Annotated in this window: 11 protein-coding genes; 2 read left to right on the top strand and 9 right to left on the bottom strand. The window is 60.1% G+C overall.

The genetic code is table 11. The features are described from left to right. Nucleotides 1–62: 62 nt before the first annotated feature. Both G6P99_RS14325 and G6P99_RS14320 read right to left on the bottom strand, forming a co-directional pair. A complete protein-coding gene (locus G6P99_RS14325; RefSeq protein WP_198031110.1) occupies nt 63–1,733 on the bottom strand; it encodes an arylsulfatase in 1,671 nt (556 codons plus the stop codon). A 29-nt stretch (nt 1,734–1,762) separates the two neighbouring features. Then, a complete protein-coding gene (locus G6P99_RS14320) occupies nt 1,763–2,686 on the bottom strand; it encodes a formylglycine-generating enzyme family protein (RefSeq protein ID WP_371261122.1) in 924 nt (307 codons plus the stop codon). Between the two features lie 514 nt (nt 2,687–3,200). Between G6P99_RS14320 and G6P99_RS14315 the strand changes: the two genes are divergently transcribed. Beyond that, nucleotides 3,201–4,271, top strand: a complete 1,071-nt coding sequence (locus G6P99_RS14315; RefSeq protein ID WP_029078289.1) for a SphA family protein — start codon at nt 3,201–3,203, stop codon at nt 4,269–4,271. A 410-nt stretch (nt 4,272–4,681) separates the two neighbouring features. Here the strand turns inward: G6P99_RS14315 and G6P99_RS14310 are convergent, their stop codons facing one another. The 6 genes from G6P99_RS14310 to G6P99_RS14285 form a co-directional block, all read right to left on the bottom strand. Further along, nucleotides 4,682–6,361 (bottom strand): arylsulfatase, encoded by a 1,680-nt coding sequence (locus G6P99_RS14310; RefSeq protein WP_165128599.1) that lies wholly within the window; start codon nt 6,359–6,361, stop codon nt 4,682–4,684. Between the two features lie 287 nt (nt 6,362–6,648). Beyond that, nucleotides 6,649–6,963, bottom strand: coding sequence for a helix-turn-helix domain-containing protein (locus G6P99_RS14305; protein WP_165128597.1), 315 nt, complete (start codon nt 6,961–6,963; stop codon nt 6,649–6,651). After that, on the bottom strand, nt 6,945–7,496 hold the full coding sequence (locus G6P99_RS14300) for a hypothetical protein (protein ID WP_165128595.1): 552 nt from the start codon (nt 7,494–7,496) through the stop codon (nt 6,945–6,947). Before G6P99_RS14300 ends, G6P99_RS14305 begins: the two co-directional genes overlap by 19 nt. Before the next feature lie 116 nt (nt 7,497–7,612). Then, entirely contained in the window at nt 7,613–8,614 is a 1,002-nt protein-coding gene (locus G6P99_RS14295; RefSeq protein ID WP_165128593.1) for an AraC family transcriptional regulator, read from the bottom strand. A 608-nt stretch (nt 8,615–9,222) separates the two neighbouring features. Continuing rightward, on the bottom strand, nt 9,223–10,794 hold the full coding sequence (locus tag G6P99_RS14290; RefSeq protein ID WP_029078292.1) for a porin: 1,572 nt from the start codon (nt 10,792–10,794) through the stop codon (nt 9,223–9,225). Nucleotides 10,795–11,525: 731 nt separating this feature from the next. Next, nucleotides 11,526–14,630 (bottom strand): helicase-related protein, encoded by a 3,105-nt coding sequence (locus G6P99_RS14285; protein ID WP_029078293.1) that lies wholly within the window; start codon nt 14,628–14,630, stop codon nt 11,526–11,528. Between G6P99_RS14285 and G6P99_RS14280 the strand changes: the two genes are divergently transcribed. Beyond that, nucleotides 14,629–15,054 carry a hypothetical protein gene (locus tag G6P99_RS14280; protein WP_029078294.1) on the top strand — a complete coding sequence of 142 codons (426 nt, stop codon included), beginning with the start codon at nt 14,629–14,631 and terminating at the stop codon, nt 15,052–15,054. The genes G6P99_RS14285 and G6P99_RS14280 overlap by 2 nt on opposite strands. Nucleotides 15,055–15,517: 463 nt before the next feature. On the opposite strand, the gene G6P99_RS14275 is transcribed toward G6P99_RS14280, so the two are convergent. Further along, entirely contained in the window at nt 15,518–16,042 is a 525-nt protein-coding gene (locus tag G6P99_RS14275) for a DUF3455 domain-containing protein (RefSeq protein ID WP_029078295.1), read from the bottom strand. Nucleotides 16,043–16,090 lie beyond the last annotated feature (48 nt).

The raw sequence follows: 16,090 nt of genomic DNA, 5'->3' as shown, positions 1-16,090 counted from the left end.
GCGCCGAGCGCGGAGCGGGGCGGCCTCGACGCCGCCCCCACCATGCTGATCATGAATACATGTTATTTTGCCATCGCCGTCCTGGCGGCCTCGATTTTCGCCTTCACGGAATCGAGATTGAAACTCGCGCCTTTCTGCATCGGCGGAAACTCGATCGCCGTCATCGCCAGCTTTTCCACCTGCTGCTGAACAAACACAAAGCGCCAGAATTCGAATTTGAACCAGTCGAAGTATTGTTGCGCGCCGTATTTGGTCCCGCTATCGGGCCATCCCGTTCGCTCGAAAGGATCGAGGCGAAGGTTAATCAGGTAGGGCACGTCAGGCTTGGTTTTTTCACCCAGCCAGCCTCCAGGCTGGTCGATGAAGCGATACTTGTAGTCGTCGATGCGCACGGCACCCAGTTCGCTTTCCCCGAAGTACCAGATTTCGTGCCGATTCGACGGCCCCTTGCCGGTAATCATGTCCGTCTGGTTATAGCCGTCCAGATGACATTTGTAGGTCGTGTCACCGATCTGCTTGCCCTTCTTCAGCTCTTCGACAATGTTCGGGTTGCCGGCCGCCGCAAGGAGGGTCGGAAACCAGTCCAGCCCGGAGATGATGCCGTTCTCGATCTTGCCCGCCGGCACCTTGCCCGGCCAGCGGATCATCGCCGGCGCGCGGAAACCGCCTTCCATGACAGTACCTTTGCTCTGCGCGAAAGGCGTCTGTCCGCCATCCGGCCAAGTGAAGACCTCGGTGCCGTTATCGGTTGTGAAGATGACAATGGTGTTGTCATCCACGCCCATGTCCTTGAGCTTTTGCATTACTATGCCGACATCGTCGTCGAGCTGCGCCATGCCGGCCTCATGGATGGACCAGCCGTTCTTGGAGTTGCGCAGCGCTTCGTACTTCGGCGACAGATGGGTGACGATGTGCATGCGGGTCGGATTGAGCCACAGGAAGAACGGCTTGTTGTCGGCCTTGGCCTTGTCGATGAACTTGAGCGCCAAGTCGCGGATTTCGTCGTCCACGGTTTCCATCCGCTTGGGATAGAGCGTGCCCGCGTCCTCGATCTTCTGTTTGCCGACCTTGCCCCAGCGTGGATCCACGGTAGCGTCGTCGACATTGGTCGCATAACAATGGACCATGTTGCGTGGACCGACGGTGTTCAGCAACTCCTGAGGATAGGCGGGATGCGCTGGATCTTCCATCGCATCGAGGTGATACAGGTAGCCAAAGAACTCGTCGAAACCGTGCACCGTCGGCAGAAACTCGTTTTTGTCGCCAAGGTGGTTCTTGCCGAACTGGCCGGTGGCGTAACCCATTCCTTTCAGCGCGGTAGCGATGGTTACGGCCTGCGCGGGTATGCCTGTGGGTGCGCCGGCCTGGCCGACCGTTGTCATGCCGGTGCGGATCGGTAGCTCGCCGGTGATGAAGTTGGCGCGGCCTGCGGTGCAGCTCGCCTCGGCGTAATAATCGGTAAACAGCATGCCTTCTGCGGCGATCTTGTCGAGATTCGGCGTCCGGCCCGCCATCATGCCGCGGTGGTAGGCGCCGATATTCCAGATGCCGATGTCGTCACCCATGATGACGACGATGTTCGGCCGTTGTCCGGCGGGCGCCGTTGCCGGTTGCTGCGCTTGCGCGACGCTTGTCAGTCCGACGGCCGAGAGCGCGGACGCCGCGACGAGCGAACTGCCGCTCAACAAGAGATCGCGGCGTTTCAATCCTGCGCTGGTGGGTCCCGTGCTCATCTCAGGCTTTTCCGGAATCGTATCGTTACTCATGACGTGATCCTCTTCCTGGTGATGCACCTGAAGCCGACATGGCTTGCTGAGGTGTCGATCGGCTCGGCATGACGCGCGGCCGGACGATAGCGGCGGCAGTAGCTGGGGGCGCAAAGATGCGAGCCGCCTTTAAGCACCTTGCGTGGAATCCTGAGGTTCGGCTGACGAGAGTCGTAGCTCGCGCCCTCGGACCCGCCGCGGGGATTTTGCGGGATGCAGCAGGCTTTCGGGGCGTCTGCGTCGTGCTTCTGTGAATACCAATCAGCCGTCCATTCCCAGACATTGCCGATCATGTCATGAAGGCCGTAGCCATTGACCGGGAATGCGGTGACGGGCGAGGTGCGTTCGAAGCCATCAGCCACCAGATTCTGGTGCGGGAAATTGCCCTGCCAGGTATTCGCCATGTGCCTGCCGCCGGGAAGTTGCTCGTCACCCCAAGCGAATTCCGCGCCGTCGAGTCCGCCACGCGCGGCAAACTCCCATTCGGCTTCGGTCGGCAAGTCCTTGCCAGCCCACGCCGCGTAGGCCTCAGCATCACGATAGGCAATGTGGACCACGGGATGATCGTCGAGGCCGCTGATCGAACTGCGGGGGCCGTATGGCCGGCGCCAGTTGGCGCCAAATTTGAAACTCCACCATTGCGACCAGTCGCGCAAATCGACCGGACACTTCGGTGGCGTGAAAACCAGCGAGCCTGCCTTGAGCATGTGCGGCAGCGCGCCTGGATAGTCCTTTGCGTCAGGCCGCGTCTCCGCGAATGTCACGTAGCCTGTTGCGTTGACGAACTTGCGAAAATCGCGATTGGTGACCGGCGTCCGGTCCATCCAGAAGCCGCTCACCGAGACGCGATGGACCGGCGCCTCTTCGGCATAGTGCCTGTCGGAGCCCATGCGGAACGTGCCGCCCGGAATCCAGATCATGCCCCTTTGGCTGGGCCCATCCGACAAAGGTACGCCTGCCGCAACGCCAACGTCGTGCATGGGCTACTCGCACTGAACGAGTTTCAAAGTTACGAACGCTGCCCCGAGCAAGAATCTCTAGGCAGCTTTCTAGCTCGCCGATTGCTTGGGGGACGGTTTCACGCCTTGGTCAGTCAAAAGACGATCGAGTATCTGAAGTGCGAGGCCGACTACACAGCGTCTACGAACTAGACAAGATAAGATGCTTCCATCAACGCATCCTCATATTGATCTGGATCAATCGAGCTAGGTCGCCTCTTCATTATCGAGAGCCCCTGACGACTATGCAAAAACTGCCAAGGCTGTAGCGCCATGGACACAGCCTTTCAATAAAAGGCCGGCTGAACGCAAGTATGCCGATTTCGCATGGACCAACGGCGGCGTCAGCTTATTATTTCCGAGAGTTTCTACCCTGCCGGAGCAATGGCGGGATCGCGAGAGTCGGGGATCAGCGATGCGGTACCTTGGACCTGGTTTGGGACGCAGATTTTTTTCGCAGTGGCATTTCAGTGTTGGGGCGCTTGCCGCTCTGCTGGTGCTTTCCACCCAAGCGGCTCGCGCCGATGAAAATGGCATCAGCTTTTGGGTACCCGGATTTTTTGGCAGCCTCGCGGCTGTTCCGCAGCAGGCGCCGGGCTGGTCGATGACCTCGATTTATTATCACACCTCTGTTTCCGCCGGCGGCGACGTGGCGCGGTCGCGCGAAATCACGATTGGTCGCTTTCCCGCCAATCTGACGGCCAACGTGAACGCGACCGTCAATGCGAATGTGAATATTGGTTTTCTGGCCGGGACTTATACTTTTGCGACACCGGTGCTTGGCGGTCAGGCCTCTGCCACCCTGTTGGCGGCCTACGGATCCAACTCCACCTCGCTCGCTGGATCGCTTGTGGGGACATTGACGGGACCGGGCGGCGCCACGTCCCCCTTCTCCCGGTTTGACAGCATCGACAGCTCGCTCATTGCATTCGGCGACCTGATCCCGCAGTTCGCGCTGCGCTGGAATGCCGGCGTCAACAATTACATGACGTACGTTACCGCCGACCTCCCGGCTGGCGCCTACCAGTCGACCCGCCTGGCGAATATGGGGATTGGGCACTGGGCAATCGACGCGGGCGGCGGCTACACCTATTTCGATCCAAAGACCGGGCATGAATTTTCGACGGTGCTGGGATTCACCTACAACTTCGTCAATCCCTCCACTGACTATCAAAGCGGCGTCGACATGCACCTCGACTGGGGCGCGTCGCAATTCCTGACCAAGCAGTGGCAGGTCGGCCTCGTCGGTTACGTCTATCAGGGGCTCGGATGCGACAGCGGCTCCGGCGATCGCGTCGGCTGCTTTCGGTCGCGCGTGGTCGGCGTCGGCCCGCAGGTCGGCTACATTTTCCCGGTCGGCGACATGCAGGGATATCTGAACCTGAAGGGCTACGGCGAATTCGCCAATGAAAATCGGCCGGCAGGCTGGAATGTCTGGCTGACGTTCAATCTTCAGCCCGCGGCGCCAACGCCGCCGACATCCACAAGGCCCAGATTCACGAAGTAGCAGCGCCGGTGACACGGCCACCGGCGCCATGCTGAAGGATCAATCTGGCGCGGCGGTAGCAACGCAATCAGCCAATAGACACTCCGCAGGCGTGCGGACATCTCCGAGTTGGGTCACAAGGCGGCATTCCGGGGGCGCGGCCGAATGTCCGCCTTTCCCGTCGAAAGCGAACATCCCGAGTGTATGAGTACAGGCCCTAGCTAGGGCGCGTACTCATAAAATCGGTTCTGTGGTAGCGCTTCGCTGAATGTCCGCTTCGATCCGAAGCGACCGAATTGCTGCGTCGCCGCGAAGTGACGCGATGGGCCACGAGCGGACATGACTTCATTTGCTTGCCAGAAGAAATTTGCGGGCCGCCTCGAAGAGAAGTGGCCCGCAAGAGATGGCTTGGGATTTTGCTTCGACTGACTTCAGTCCTGCATTCCGCCCATGTGTCGGTGCGGCTTCTTCAGATCGAGTGCCGGAACCGGATTTTCCGGGTTCTGGAGATTGGGTATCTGATCGTTAGATGCTCCACCGGCTATGCGCTTGATGTTCGGGAAATCGACGATCGATTTGTCGAACTCCAGGATCACCGGTTCCAGGAGCGCCATGGCCCATCCGTTATCCATTCCGGCATATTTTCCCGGTGAGTTCGTCAGCGCACGCGTTGCCACCGCACCGTTAAACATCATGTCGTATTTCTCATAGGGGTCCATGGTGAGATTGTAGACCGCGCCGATACCGCCCAAAGTCTGTGTCGGACCAAGCCATGTGTCCTTTGCGGTGAAAACGTACTTCCACGCGATGTTGAGGTCGGGATTGTCGGGATCGTCTCCAATATCCGCTCGTACTGCCCCGAAGGTCTCACCATTGATGTACACCCACGTCTTTCGGGCCGAGTGTTTTGCCTGACCGAGAATGTACGCGCTGTTGTCGATGCTGTCGAAATAGATCGGCTTGCCGTTGTTGTCGGTCCATGCGCCGTGCGGCGGCGGAGTCAAGCCGACCATCTTCGCGAGGGTCGCCCAACAGTCGATATGCGACATCATCTCACCTAATTGCGCGCCAGCCGGAATGTGGCCCGGCCACCACATGATGCCCGGCACGCGCCAGCCCGCTTCGAACGGCGTGCCCTTCTCGCCGCGGAATGGGTGGGTGCCAGCGTCGGGCCATGCGTCCTGCCACGCGCCATTGTCTGCACTGAAGATCACGATAGTATTCGGCGCATCGGCTCGAATTTCATCAAGGATTCGCCCGACGTTCGAGTCAAGCTCAAGCATCGAGTCCGAGTATCGACCAAGGCGTGTTTTTCCAGCGAACTGCGGCGCCGGATTGTTGGGGTTGTGCATTTTCAAGAAATTCACGTCCATGAAGAACGGCTTGTCGTCTTTGGCGTGCTTCTTGATGTAATCGATTGCAAAGTCAGTTTGGCGAACATCGAACGTGGCAAGGTAATTCCAGTCGATATACGCGCCCTTCCTCGGTGGCTGACCGGCCACGCCATCCCATTCGTACATGTTTACGATTTCGAAGTATTCCTTCTTGAAATCCGCGTTGAATGAAGGAAACCAGGGGTGGAACCACACCGACGTGTCGCTGTAGGTATAGACACCGGGATAGTAGGCTGCGAACGCCTTCATCTCGTCGAAGCCGTGCTCTATCGGATACGCTTCGGGCTTATCGCCGAGGTGCCATTTGCCCGAGTAGTAAGTGGAGTAGTCGTTCTTCTTAAAGAACTCAGCGATGGTTGGCGTCTCCTTGTGCAGAAAATTCTCATCGCCCGGACCCACCACCACCGAAAGCGCCGAGCGGATGGGGATGCGCCCCGTCAAGAACGAAGCGCGGCCAGCCGTACAGCTCGCCTGGCCGTACCAGCTTGTGAACATCGCGCCTTCCTTGGCTATCCTATCAAGATTCGGGGTCGGGTGACCAAGATTTGCGCCACCCCCATAGACACCAAGATCGTTCCACCCTGTATCGTCGCTCATCAGCATCACGATGTTGGGCCGTTTCTGCTGCTGCGCAGCCGTCGGCGTGCTCGCAACCGTAACGGCGGCGGCGCCACACAACACGACAAGAGCGCCCGAGATTGCTCTGAACCTGCTCATTGTGGTTTCCTCACTCGATGTTGCATCATCAAGCAATCGCTCGGCCGCTTGTGGTTACACTGATCCAGAACTAGCCGCTTGAGTAGACTTCCTTGAGCTGCTCTCATGTAGCCTCTCCCATGCCTTGAAGAACAACAAAGTGGTTTGACTCTGAACTGATCGCAGTCTCACCCGCTATGCGAAACCGGAAAGAAATTAGTCGGTGCGCATTTTTGTGGAGGGGGGACCTGCCGAAGGTCGGCCGCTAAGCTGCGGCAAGGCGCGAAGCTCCGAAGATCATCCTGGCCTCATGCCAATTCGGCCACGCTGCCCGAGGTCGAGCGACCGGCACGCAGAGCGAAGCGTGCCAACCTCAGGCGCCTGAGACGCAGATAACCACCGGGACCGATCCCAAGGAATTCGGTACAGCACGCCCGCAGGGTGCGTTCAGAGACGCCGATGTTCGTGCATAGCTGCGGCACGGTCATCAGCAGGTCAGAACTAGCTGCCAAGACCTGTTCAAACCGGTCCATGATACGCTGATGACCTTCCCGGCCGTCTGAATGGCTCTCGAATTCAGAGGTGAGGCAGCCGACCAGAGCTTCTAGCAGATCATGCTGCATACCTCGGATGACATCGGGGTCCAGAAGGAGCTTCGGGTGTTTGTCGACGAAACGCACGGCGGCCGCATGTAGTCGAAGCAGACGCGCAATATCGCGGCGAGCCGGTCGAGTATCCGGCCCGATGGCGGAGCAACAAGTTCTTGTCCCGTCAAGGCCAACCCTGTAGCAGCAAGTCGCTGAGGATCCATCGATATCAGGCCCCACTCGGCCGGTCCGTTTGTTCTCTGGTGAAAATGCTCCGCGCGGCTGTGGAACACGATATGACCGCGCTGTAATCTCACGCCACACCACACCGAGGATGAGTCCACCTGCAACGGGAAGCCAACGCATACTTGCTCGGGGCTCAATGCAATATAAGCAGCGCGCGGCAGGCTTTCGCTGACCGCCAGGAGATGCAGGTGGGGTAGAGTCAATTGGGCCAGCCGAGCCCAGAACACACCGGGACTGGTGACCACGAGCATGATCCGCGCATCCCGCACCGCGTCCACGAAGTCTTCGATGTCGGTGAAAGTGCGCCCATCGCTCGCGGTCATCAGGCTTGAATCCTGCCACCGACGGCTCGCGCCCACCTTGCCGCTGAGCAAGCGCCGAACTGGCTGAGCCGGGTTATTCGCTTCTCACAATTGTCAGGCTTGGCGGGAACACAATGCTATGCGGATTTGGAAAATTCTCGCTCGGCAAAGACGTTTTTGTCGTGGAGCCGCCCACCGGCCGGCTGCCGTAAGGTCTCTGACGGTGACTCCTGAAACAGCTCGCGGTAGATCCTCGAAAATCGGCCTAGTTCCCAGAACCCGTAGCGCGTCGCGACCTCGGTAACCGTCGTATTTGCTGGATCGGCCATGCGCAGCACCCAATGGGCTTGATGTAATCGCCGCAGCGACAGATAGCGGTGCGCACTCATGCCCAAATCGTGCATGCAACAATTGTAGAACGTGCGTCCCGTTACACCGATCGCCTCGCACACTTCCGTCACGAAGAGGACTCGGTCAGCGTTGGCTTCGATCAACGCTTCGAACCGCGCCATGATACGTTGACGGTGGTGACCAGGGACTGAGATTTGATCGTCGGCGTGAGCCAGGACACCAAAGGCCGCCTCAATCAAGTGCTGCTGCAGACCAGTTGCGGCATTCGGATGGCTAAGGACTTCTTGCGCTAATTCTGAGAGATCGATCGCCGCCCGGTGCAGCCGACGCAGGCGGGCTAGAAGCGGCTGCTGTGAGGGTCGCAGTACTTGAGGGATTTCGTGTGACAACACCTCCTTTCCGGTCAGAATAGTGGAGTAACGGTGAAATTCTTCGGCTGGAAGCGACATCGCGGCCCATTCCGACGGCGCGGCGGATCGCTGAGACGCGATTGAGCCGGGACTGAGTAGCCCTAGATCGAGGTGTCCGATGGGCGAGGACAGCATCTCCATGGGAGCCTGCGGCGAGGCAAGGAACCACAAGATCACGCGATCCGGCGGCGTCACGACACGAAAGGTACGCTGTAGGCTTTCTCGCCCTCTCTGCATCCAGAGTTGACCAAGGTCGACCCGCGTCAAGCTCGCGTTGAAAACCCCCCGTCCCGACACAACCAGTTCCACGCGCCCGCCGCGGATTAGATGTGTGTATTCGTCCGGGTCGGAGGCTTTGTAACTTTTCGTGGCGAACATAGCGACGTTCCGCCCTCTGAGCAGAAAAGTTCACTGTTATGAGCACCAGTTAGTCAGAACGAATTTCTCTGGCCTTCCAGAGATTGGCATCGTCCAAGATGATCGGTCGCTGTCATGTCACTGTCATAAACGCTAAGGAGAGTTTAGGTCGGGTCCCCGCGCCATGCAACTTCGGCTGAGACAGAGCTCGCTGCCCTCGTCGGGTGCTGACATCCCAACTGGTCCCGAGTTGCGGTGGACTACGGATTTCGAGTTGGCTGGTGGTGAGAGGGGACGGGCAGACAGAACAATCAAGGGACGATGGGTAGTTGCCGTAGTGGTGAGAAAGCTCAATGCCGAGATTGTCGACCGCGGCTTGCACGTCGGCGCGCGACACGGTCCATAGCGGCGCCACAGGCTCCAACCAGTCGTACTCCAATGGAGAAGGATCGCTTGTGGGCCAATCGCCTGCACGTTGCCCATGGATGACAACGCTGAGCCCGAACCGAGACATCGACATCGTACAAAAAATGGTTGTCCTATGAGAGCTGCCGCATCGGCGAATAAAGCAAAACCCCCGGCGTTTTGGCGCCGGGGGCTCTGTTAGATCGCAGTCAGATCAACCGGTATTACCAGTTGCGCTGAGCGCGGAGCAGCATGGTGTAAGTGTTCTGGTCCTTCAGCTCGTAGATCGCACCCGGCTTGCCGATCGTCGGGCTGCCGGGGAAAGCGACCGTACCAGCAAAGCTCTGGTCCAGACGGGTGTAGGTGAAGTCGGCCGAGAAGGTCAGGTTCTTGACCGGGGTCCACTGGGTCTGCGTGCCGATCTGCGCAATGCTGTAATCGGGGTTGCAGGACGTCAGGTTGGAACCAGCACCAAAGAAGTTGCTGAGCGAACCACCAACACCGTTGCCGGCCGGGCCGCAGATGTAGCCCTTGGAAGTGCTGTTGTAGTTAACCTGGGCCCAGGCACCGTAGATGCTGGTGTTCCAGTTCGGGTTCCAGTTGTGCACGTAGGCACCGCGGAAGCCGTAGGTCGTGATCAGCTGCTGCGAACCACCGTTGATGAACACCGAGTCAGGCGCGATGCCGAAGCCGATGCTCTGGTAGGCGCCGGGGACGTTGGTGCCGCCGAAGATGGTGTTGCCACCAGCCGAACCGGCGAGGTCCTGGATGTTGTAGCGCGTCGCACCGTTGGTGTAGACGCCCTGCAAGTTGATGGTATCGCCAGGTCCGGTCGGGATGTTCTTGATCGACAAGGCCAACTGACCAGCCCAGCCCCACTTGTCGTCCGGATGACCGGTCAACTCAGTGCCGCCATAGTAGGCCACGTGGTTGTCATGCGCCGCGAACGACGCCTGGAACAGACCCCAAGCCTGGTCGACGCGCAGCATCGCGACGAGGTCCGGAGCAATCGTGCCGGCGTAGTCGCTGGTGCCGAACACGTTGGTGTTGCCGGGCACGCCGAAGGTGACGGGAGCGCCGAGGTTGGAGACACCAGCCTGATAGTAGGCGGTCTGATCCTGAGCCGACAGAGACAGCGACACGCCGTTGCCGAACTGCGCGGTGTAGGTGAACTGGTTCACACCAGTGATCGTGCCGCCGCCGCCGACGAGACCGTCGAAGTTGTTGCCCGGATAGTTGGCCCACGGAGCCGAGAACTGCGAGACCGCCTTACCGATGGTGAAGCCGGCGAACTGGATGAAGGCGTAGTACACGCCGACCGTACCAGCAGCGACAGCACCGGAGTTGGCGTTGTTCGGAGCCGAAACCGCGCCGATCGGCGAGTAAACGGTCGCGCCGTTGCCCTGACCGGCGTAGCTGTCCGAGGTCCACGAGAACGTCGCATCGAAGAAGGTGCGGACCACGCCGTATTCGGTCGCGGTGCGCGTATCGATGTTCAGGTCTTCGCGCGAACGCCAGGTGTAACCGTTGGTGAAACGGTTGTTCGCACCAGCGGCACCCGAGGTGTTGCCGGTGTGATCCGAGTTCGTGTTGATGACGACGTCTGCACGCAGGTAGCCGCCCAGCTTGATGCAAGTGTCGGTGCCCGGGATGTAGTAGAAACCGGGACCATACAGGGAGCAAACCTTCACGTACTCGACCGCTTTGGCCTTGACGGGAAGATCGGCCGCCTGAGCTCCGCCGACCGCGACGAGTGCCGCCGCCGAGCCGAGGATAAGGCTCTTAACCATCTTCATGTTAAACCTCCAAGTTGCTCTATCTCAGGGAAGGTTCCGGATCCGCCGGGTAGACACCCTAGGTTGGTTCCCTTTGTCCCTTAAAACCCCGCTTAGTCGCTTCGCGTCTTCGGACACACCCGCATGAACGCGAGGGACTTAAGCGAACCACCTAAAACGGGACGACCTTGGGATGCCCCCCTCCGTCGCAGTTCCATATGAGACAGAAGGCCCCCGATCACGCAACAAAAGACCGCTCGGTTTGGTGCGAGTTGCGGCTGTTTTCGGGCAAATGTTGCACAAATATCACGGGCATTTGAACTGCGATGCCTCTGCAAGGCACTGAAATATAATGAGAATATTTATAATACCGTCAGCTGGCGTAACTTTGGGCAATACGGGGCGGAACGGTGTGCAAAACGCGTAATCTACTGAGATGGTGGAAATCGGAGCCCGTTTCAGCGGGGCTGATTCCAGGCTCGCACCACCCCGTTGCGCCTAAAAACGGCGGTATCTGAACAACATAGCCGGGGTCTGGATACCGCCGATTCTCGCTCGGACAGGCGGTATGCGGGTCGGCGGAATAGGCCGACAATAGCCGGCGGATCGCCACAGATGCGCACTAGCGGCTTTCCATGTCAGCGAGATGTCAGCGCACGCGACCGATTGGTTTGTTCTCCACAGCCGGCGCGCGGCGAAAAATCTCCACTGCGCGCGATGCACTGGCAGGACGCGCTGAAGTAACATCGTACTCACTCGTCCAGAATATCCAGCAGATGGTCGATCCGCTCGAAAGGCGGCTCGTTGGTCTTGTCCGAGTAGAACACGCGATCGCCGTCGCGCTGGAGCGATCGCGCTCTGGATTTCGGCAGCCTCCCCGGGAGGAACGTCGCTGCGACAGCCTCCGGCCCGACGTCGAGCCTCACGATACCTCGCCGCTTGCAATCGATCCTGAGGCGCGCCGCCGCGAAGAAATCTCGGCCGGCCGATGGCAGTCCGCCGAAGCGGCGCGAGGTCTCTTCCTCCAGATCTTCCAGATCGTCCTCGCTCCGGCACCTGGCGGCGCGGCCATAGATTTCAAGGCGCATCGTTTCCGATTGCACGTAGCTCCTGGGCAGCAGATCCGCGAGCGGAAGGTTGAGGTCGGGCACCCACAGATCGGCGGCCCGGTCGTTCGTCTTCTCCGAGGCCTGCTTCAGCAGGTGGCTATAAAGCACGGGGCCGAAAACCTGCACGTGGCCGGATTGCCGCTCGGAGAGCAGATCGCCTGCACCTCTGAGGTCCAGATCGCGCTCGCTGATGGCGAAGCCGGCACCCGGTTTGCTGAACTCCTCGAGAACAGCCAAACGCTTGCCGGATTGTTCCGAACTGGATTCAGTCAGCATGGAGGCGAAGGCGCGCGTCCCGCCACGCCCCACCCGTCCCCTGAGCTGATGGAGTTGTGCCAGACCGAACTTTTCCGGCCAGCAGACCACGATGGTATTCGCCCGCGGAATGTCGAGACCGCTTTCGACGATATTGGTCGCCAGGAGAACGTCCGCCTCGCCTTCGACGAAACTCATCATTCGGTCGTCAATCTCGTCGGCGGGTAGCTTGCCGTGCAGGCAAACGATGCGGAGCTCCGGGGCGACCGCCTGCACGCGCGCCAATAGCGGCTCCAGATCCTGGATACGCGGACAGATCAAAAAGCTTTGCCCGTGACGGCGCTGCTCGCGCAGCAATGCAGCGGCAATGGCCGCGTCCGAAAGTGGCGCGATCTTGGTCACGATCGGCAGCCGATGCACAGGCGGGGATGCGATCACGCTGAGATCCCTGAAGCCCGCGAGACCCGCCGCAAGCGTGCGCGGGATCGGCGTGGCACTCATCCAGAGCGTATGGACGCCCTTCGCCAGGCCCGAGAGCTTTACCTTCTCCGCCGCCCCGAAGTGCTGCTCTTCGTCGACAATGACCAGACTCAGCTTGGCGAATTTCACGTCCTTCGATGCGATCGCCTGTGTGCCGACCACGACCTTCATTTTACCGCTTCGCAGGCCCTCCTTGGTCTCCCTCGTTTCCTGAGCCGACGTCGCGCGCGACAAGCTTCCCACTTCGATGCCAAGCGGGGCGAACCGTTTGCGGAAGGTTGCGACGTGCTGCCTTGCCAGAACGGTCGTCGGCACGACGACAGCAACTTGTCTGCCCGACAGCGCAACGGCCGCCGCCGCGCGCAGCGCAACCTCCGTCTTTCCGAACCCGACGTCGCCGCAGACGACCCGATCCATAGGGTGGCCAGATGCGAGATCATCCAGCACGTCGCGAATTGCCTTCGCCTGGTCGACCGTCGTGAAATATGGAAAGCGCGCGACAAACCGCTCGTATGCGGGACCGGGAGCGACCAGCCTGGGAGCACGCCGGCGACGCCGTTGGGCGATATGTTTGGCAAGCTCCCTGCCGGCAATCTGAATGTCTTTCTCCGCCTCGGTACGCCGCGCCCACCACGTACTTCCATCGGCCCGGTCCAATGCCAGCTTGCCGCGCTCCGCCGCATACGGCCAGATCAGGGCGAGATCGGCCGGCGGAACGAGGACGGCGTCATCTCCCGCAAATGCCAGCCTGATCATCTCGCGCGACGACCCCTTCCCCATGTCGAGGGTCTGCAAGCCATCGAGCATGGCGAGCCCCCGGTGCAGATGAATGACAACCGCGCCTCGCTCCGGCACATCAGGATGATCGAAAGCCGCACTCCAGGCCCTTGCCATGGGCTGCGGATGATGGGCCCTGCTGCCGAGCACGTCGGTCGCCGTCACGACGATGAGCGGCTTGCGGCCAGAGCCGATGAAGCCGGTGTCGAAGTCAGCCAGCAATGCCCCGTCGCCACCGCGTCCCTTCGCCGCTTCGTTCCAGTCGGCGAAACGCTCCGTCTTGATCCCGCTCATTCGCTCCATCGCGCGCAAATCGTCCTCCACCGCCGCGACAAGAAGCAGCCGCGATCCGGCGCGCTGCGTGTCGGCGACGAATGCGCGAAGAGCCTTGCGCGACGACGCGACCTTGGAGAAATCAGGCGTGGGGATGAACGCCGCCTTTCGAGGCAGCGCACTCATGCGCTTGGTCAGCCGCTTCCAGTCACCGGGCCCAAAATACTCGCGCTCCGCCTCCCTGCGGCCGGCAGCCTCCTTGATCGTACCCAGCCAGCTGTCGGCGTGGCCCAAAACTCCTGCGTCCGCGATCCAGCGAGCGCGAGGGCAATAATCCGGCAGCACTGCGCGCTGCGTCCGCTTGCCTCTCAACGCGATCCGTTCGGACATCGGATCGATGAGTAGTTCTTGCGTGTCGAAGACGACGTCGTGTTCGACCGGATCGACGCCTGCGATTCTGCGGATCACTCCACCGGAATGCTCAATTCTGAACGGCCCAAGGGCGCCGGCGGGAAACACTTCGAACGTCATTCCGTGGAACAGCACGCTTCCGGGATAATCCGCCTCTTCGTCGAGATCGTACCCCAGCGCTTCCAGACGATCCTTGAGATCCTGCTCGGAATAGCTCGCCCCGACCTTCAGGCTGATGCTGAGGCGGCCCCAGCTCGCGGGTAACGGCAGCCGTTCCATGATCGCCTCCGCGGTCGACACCAGGAAGACCGGCTTCTTGCTCCTGGCGAGACGCCTCAACACCGAACTCCGTCTGCCGGCGATCTCCGGAGACGGTTCCAGCCCATCAAATGGCAGGGTATTCAGCCTCGGGAACACGAGCACCTCGAGCGAAGGATCGATCGAATGGAGCACGCTGCCCAACCGCTCGGCCCTGTTCTCGCTTTCAGAAAGGAAAACGATGCCGTCACGGCCGGACTTTTTCCATTGCTCGAGGAGATGGAGGGCCAACATGCCGAGAGGCGAGGAAGACGAGATCCCGGAGCGCGCCAATCCCTTGCTTTTCTTCTTCTTCGCGCCAGCAGCAGCGCGGGCTTTCCTGGGTTTCGCCACGTCGGATCCATCGCTATTTCGTCAGTACGATCGCCGGTCAGGGGGCGACTCGGCGCTTGTCGCCTACCGGCATGGAAACGAAACCGGCACAGATTTCCAGATAGCGGGGCAAATCGCTCGAAATGCCGGTGACGCCCCAGTCTGGAAGGAGCTCAATTTCTTTATTAAATCAATGATTCGCTTGCTGGCTGGGGCGGGAGGGATCGAACCTCCGAATAGCGGAAGCAAAATCAGTCTGATTATGCAACGAAATCAAGGCGCGCTTAGAAAAAACACCAAAATGCGCTCTAGTAACTTCAATAGCTTAGTTCTCGTTTCCAAATGACGAAACTACTTTCGTCGGGGCTCGGCGACTCGGCTCGAAGAACGATCATCGGGATTTCCCGCCGCACCGGCCTATGCGCGACGATCGCTGCTGCACTATGGAAGCGAACGTCAGAACTCGTTTGATTATATTGGCGTCGTTCAACCATTTGAAGTATGCGGCCTCGCGCATTTTCCACAACGTGGCGATCGCCGCTCGTAGCCGGCAACTTTGAATCCGAGTGAGCTAGCGATGATTGCGCTAGTCGTATTCGGGCTTCGACCACGTGCTTTTGCATTGGCCCGGAGGGTGCCGCTTGCTAGGTTCGCGTACTGTCTCTTGATCTTTGAAGCGCCGATATCAGCCGTTATGGACGGACTAGCAGAGATAGCTCGACGCGCGTCAGGCGATCACCTATCCAAGATACCAAGGTGGGTTAAAGGACGTCAGCCTTGCGCCATGAGGTACCGTGGGACCGGTACCATCAGCCGCTCTTGCGCAGGAACACGTAGTCCGCGGAATAGGGAGCGCTGCGGTAGTCCCCGGCTCTCTCGCACGATCCCCGCGCGACCCCGCCCTCGGTGTTGATGCGCTGGACAACGGTCGCGGCCGACAGCACACCGTTGCCGCGCTGGTCGACCACTTCGAGCTCGAGCGACGGAATGTCGTTCGAGGTTGCGCCGGGCGCGCTGGCGACGACCTTGCCCTTCACCGCACTACCGTCCGTGAGCTCCCAACTCGGTCCGCCGTAATGCCGTCCAATCGACTTTCCGTCCAGCATGAGCGTCGCGATCGGCTCGCGCAATTGCCAAGTCAGCGCGCGAACTCTCGATTGGGATTTCCCAGCGTCCGGCTTGCATTCGTAGACCTGCGCGCCCTCGGCATGGAGGGTGGTGATGACGGTCCTGTCGCGCACCGCAATCGCCAACGGCTCTTGCGCGGCCGCCCTGCTGACGAGCCAGAGGGCAGCAAACGAAACGGCGCGAAGGAAAGCAGTCGGAATCTTCATCGGTTTTCTCGGCTTGGTTGCAGTTTAATCGTAACGGGTCGGCTGACG

Source organism: Bradyrhizobium sp. 6(2017), from assembly GCF_011058295.2.
Taxonomy (GTDB): Bacteria; Pseudomonadota; Alphaproteobacteria; order Rhizobiales; family Xanthobacteraceae; genus Bradyrhizobium; species Bradyrhizobium septentrionale.
Note: the sequence above shows the minus strand (reverse complement) of the source record. Positions and strands in the feature narration are given on the sequence as shown.

Excerpts from the sequence above, each read along its gene's own strand:
- G6P99_RS14325 (WP_198031110.1), bottom strand. The coding sequence starts at position 1,733 with ATGAGCACGGGACCCACCAGCGCAGGATTGAAACGCCGCGATCTCTTG.
- G6P99_RS14320 (WP_371261122.1), bottom strand. The coding sequence starts at position 2,686 with ATGATCTGGATTCCGGGCGGCACGTTCCGCATGGGCTCCGACAGGCAC.
- G6P99_RS14310 (WP_165128599.1), bottom strand. The coding sequence starts at position 6,361 with ATGAGCAGGTTCAGAGCAATCTCGGGCGCTCTTGTCGTGTTGTGTGGC.
- G6P99_RS14305 (WP_165128597.1), bottom strand. The coding sequence starts at position 6,963 with ATGCAGCATGATCTGCTAGAAGCTCTGGTCGGCTGCCTCACCTCTGAA.
- G6P99_RS14300 (WP_165128595.1), bottom strand. The coding sequence starts at position 7,496 with ATGACCGCGAGCGATGGGCGCACTTTCACCGACATCGAAGACTTCGTG.
- G6P99_RS14295 (WP_165128593.1), bottom strand. The coding sequence starts at position 8,614 with ATGTTCGCCACGAAAAGTTACAAAGCCTCCGACCCGGACGAATACACA.
- G6P99_RS14290 (WP_029078292.1), bottom strand. The coding sequence starts at position 10,794 with ATGAAGATGGTTAAGAGCCTTATCCTCGGCTCGGCGGCGGCACTCGTC.
- G6P99_RS14280 (WP_029078294.1), top strand. The coding sequence starts at position 14,629 with ATGCCGAGAGGCGAGGAAGACGAGATCCCGGAGCGCGCCAATCCCTTG.
- G6P99_RS14285 (WP_029078293.1), bottom strand. The coding sequence starts at position 14,630 with ATGTTGGCCCTCCATCTCCTCGAGCAATGGAAAAAGTCCGGCCGTGAC.
- G6P99_RS14275 (WP_029078295.1), bottom strand. The coding sequence starts at position 16,042 with ATGAAGATTCCGACTGCTTTCCTTCGCGCCGTTTCGTTTGCTGCCCTC.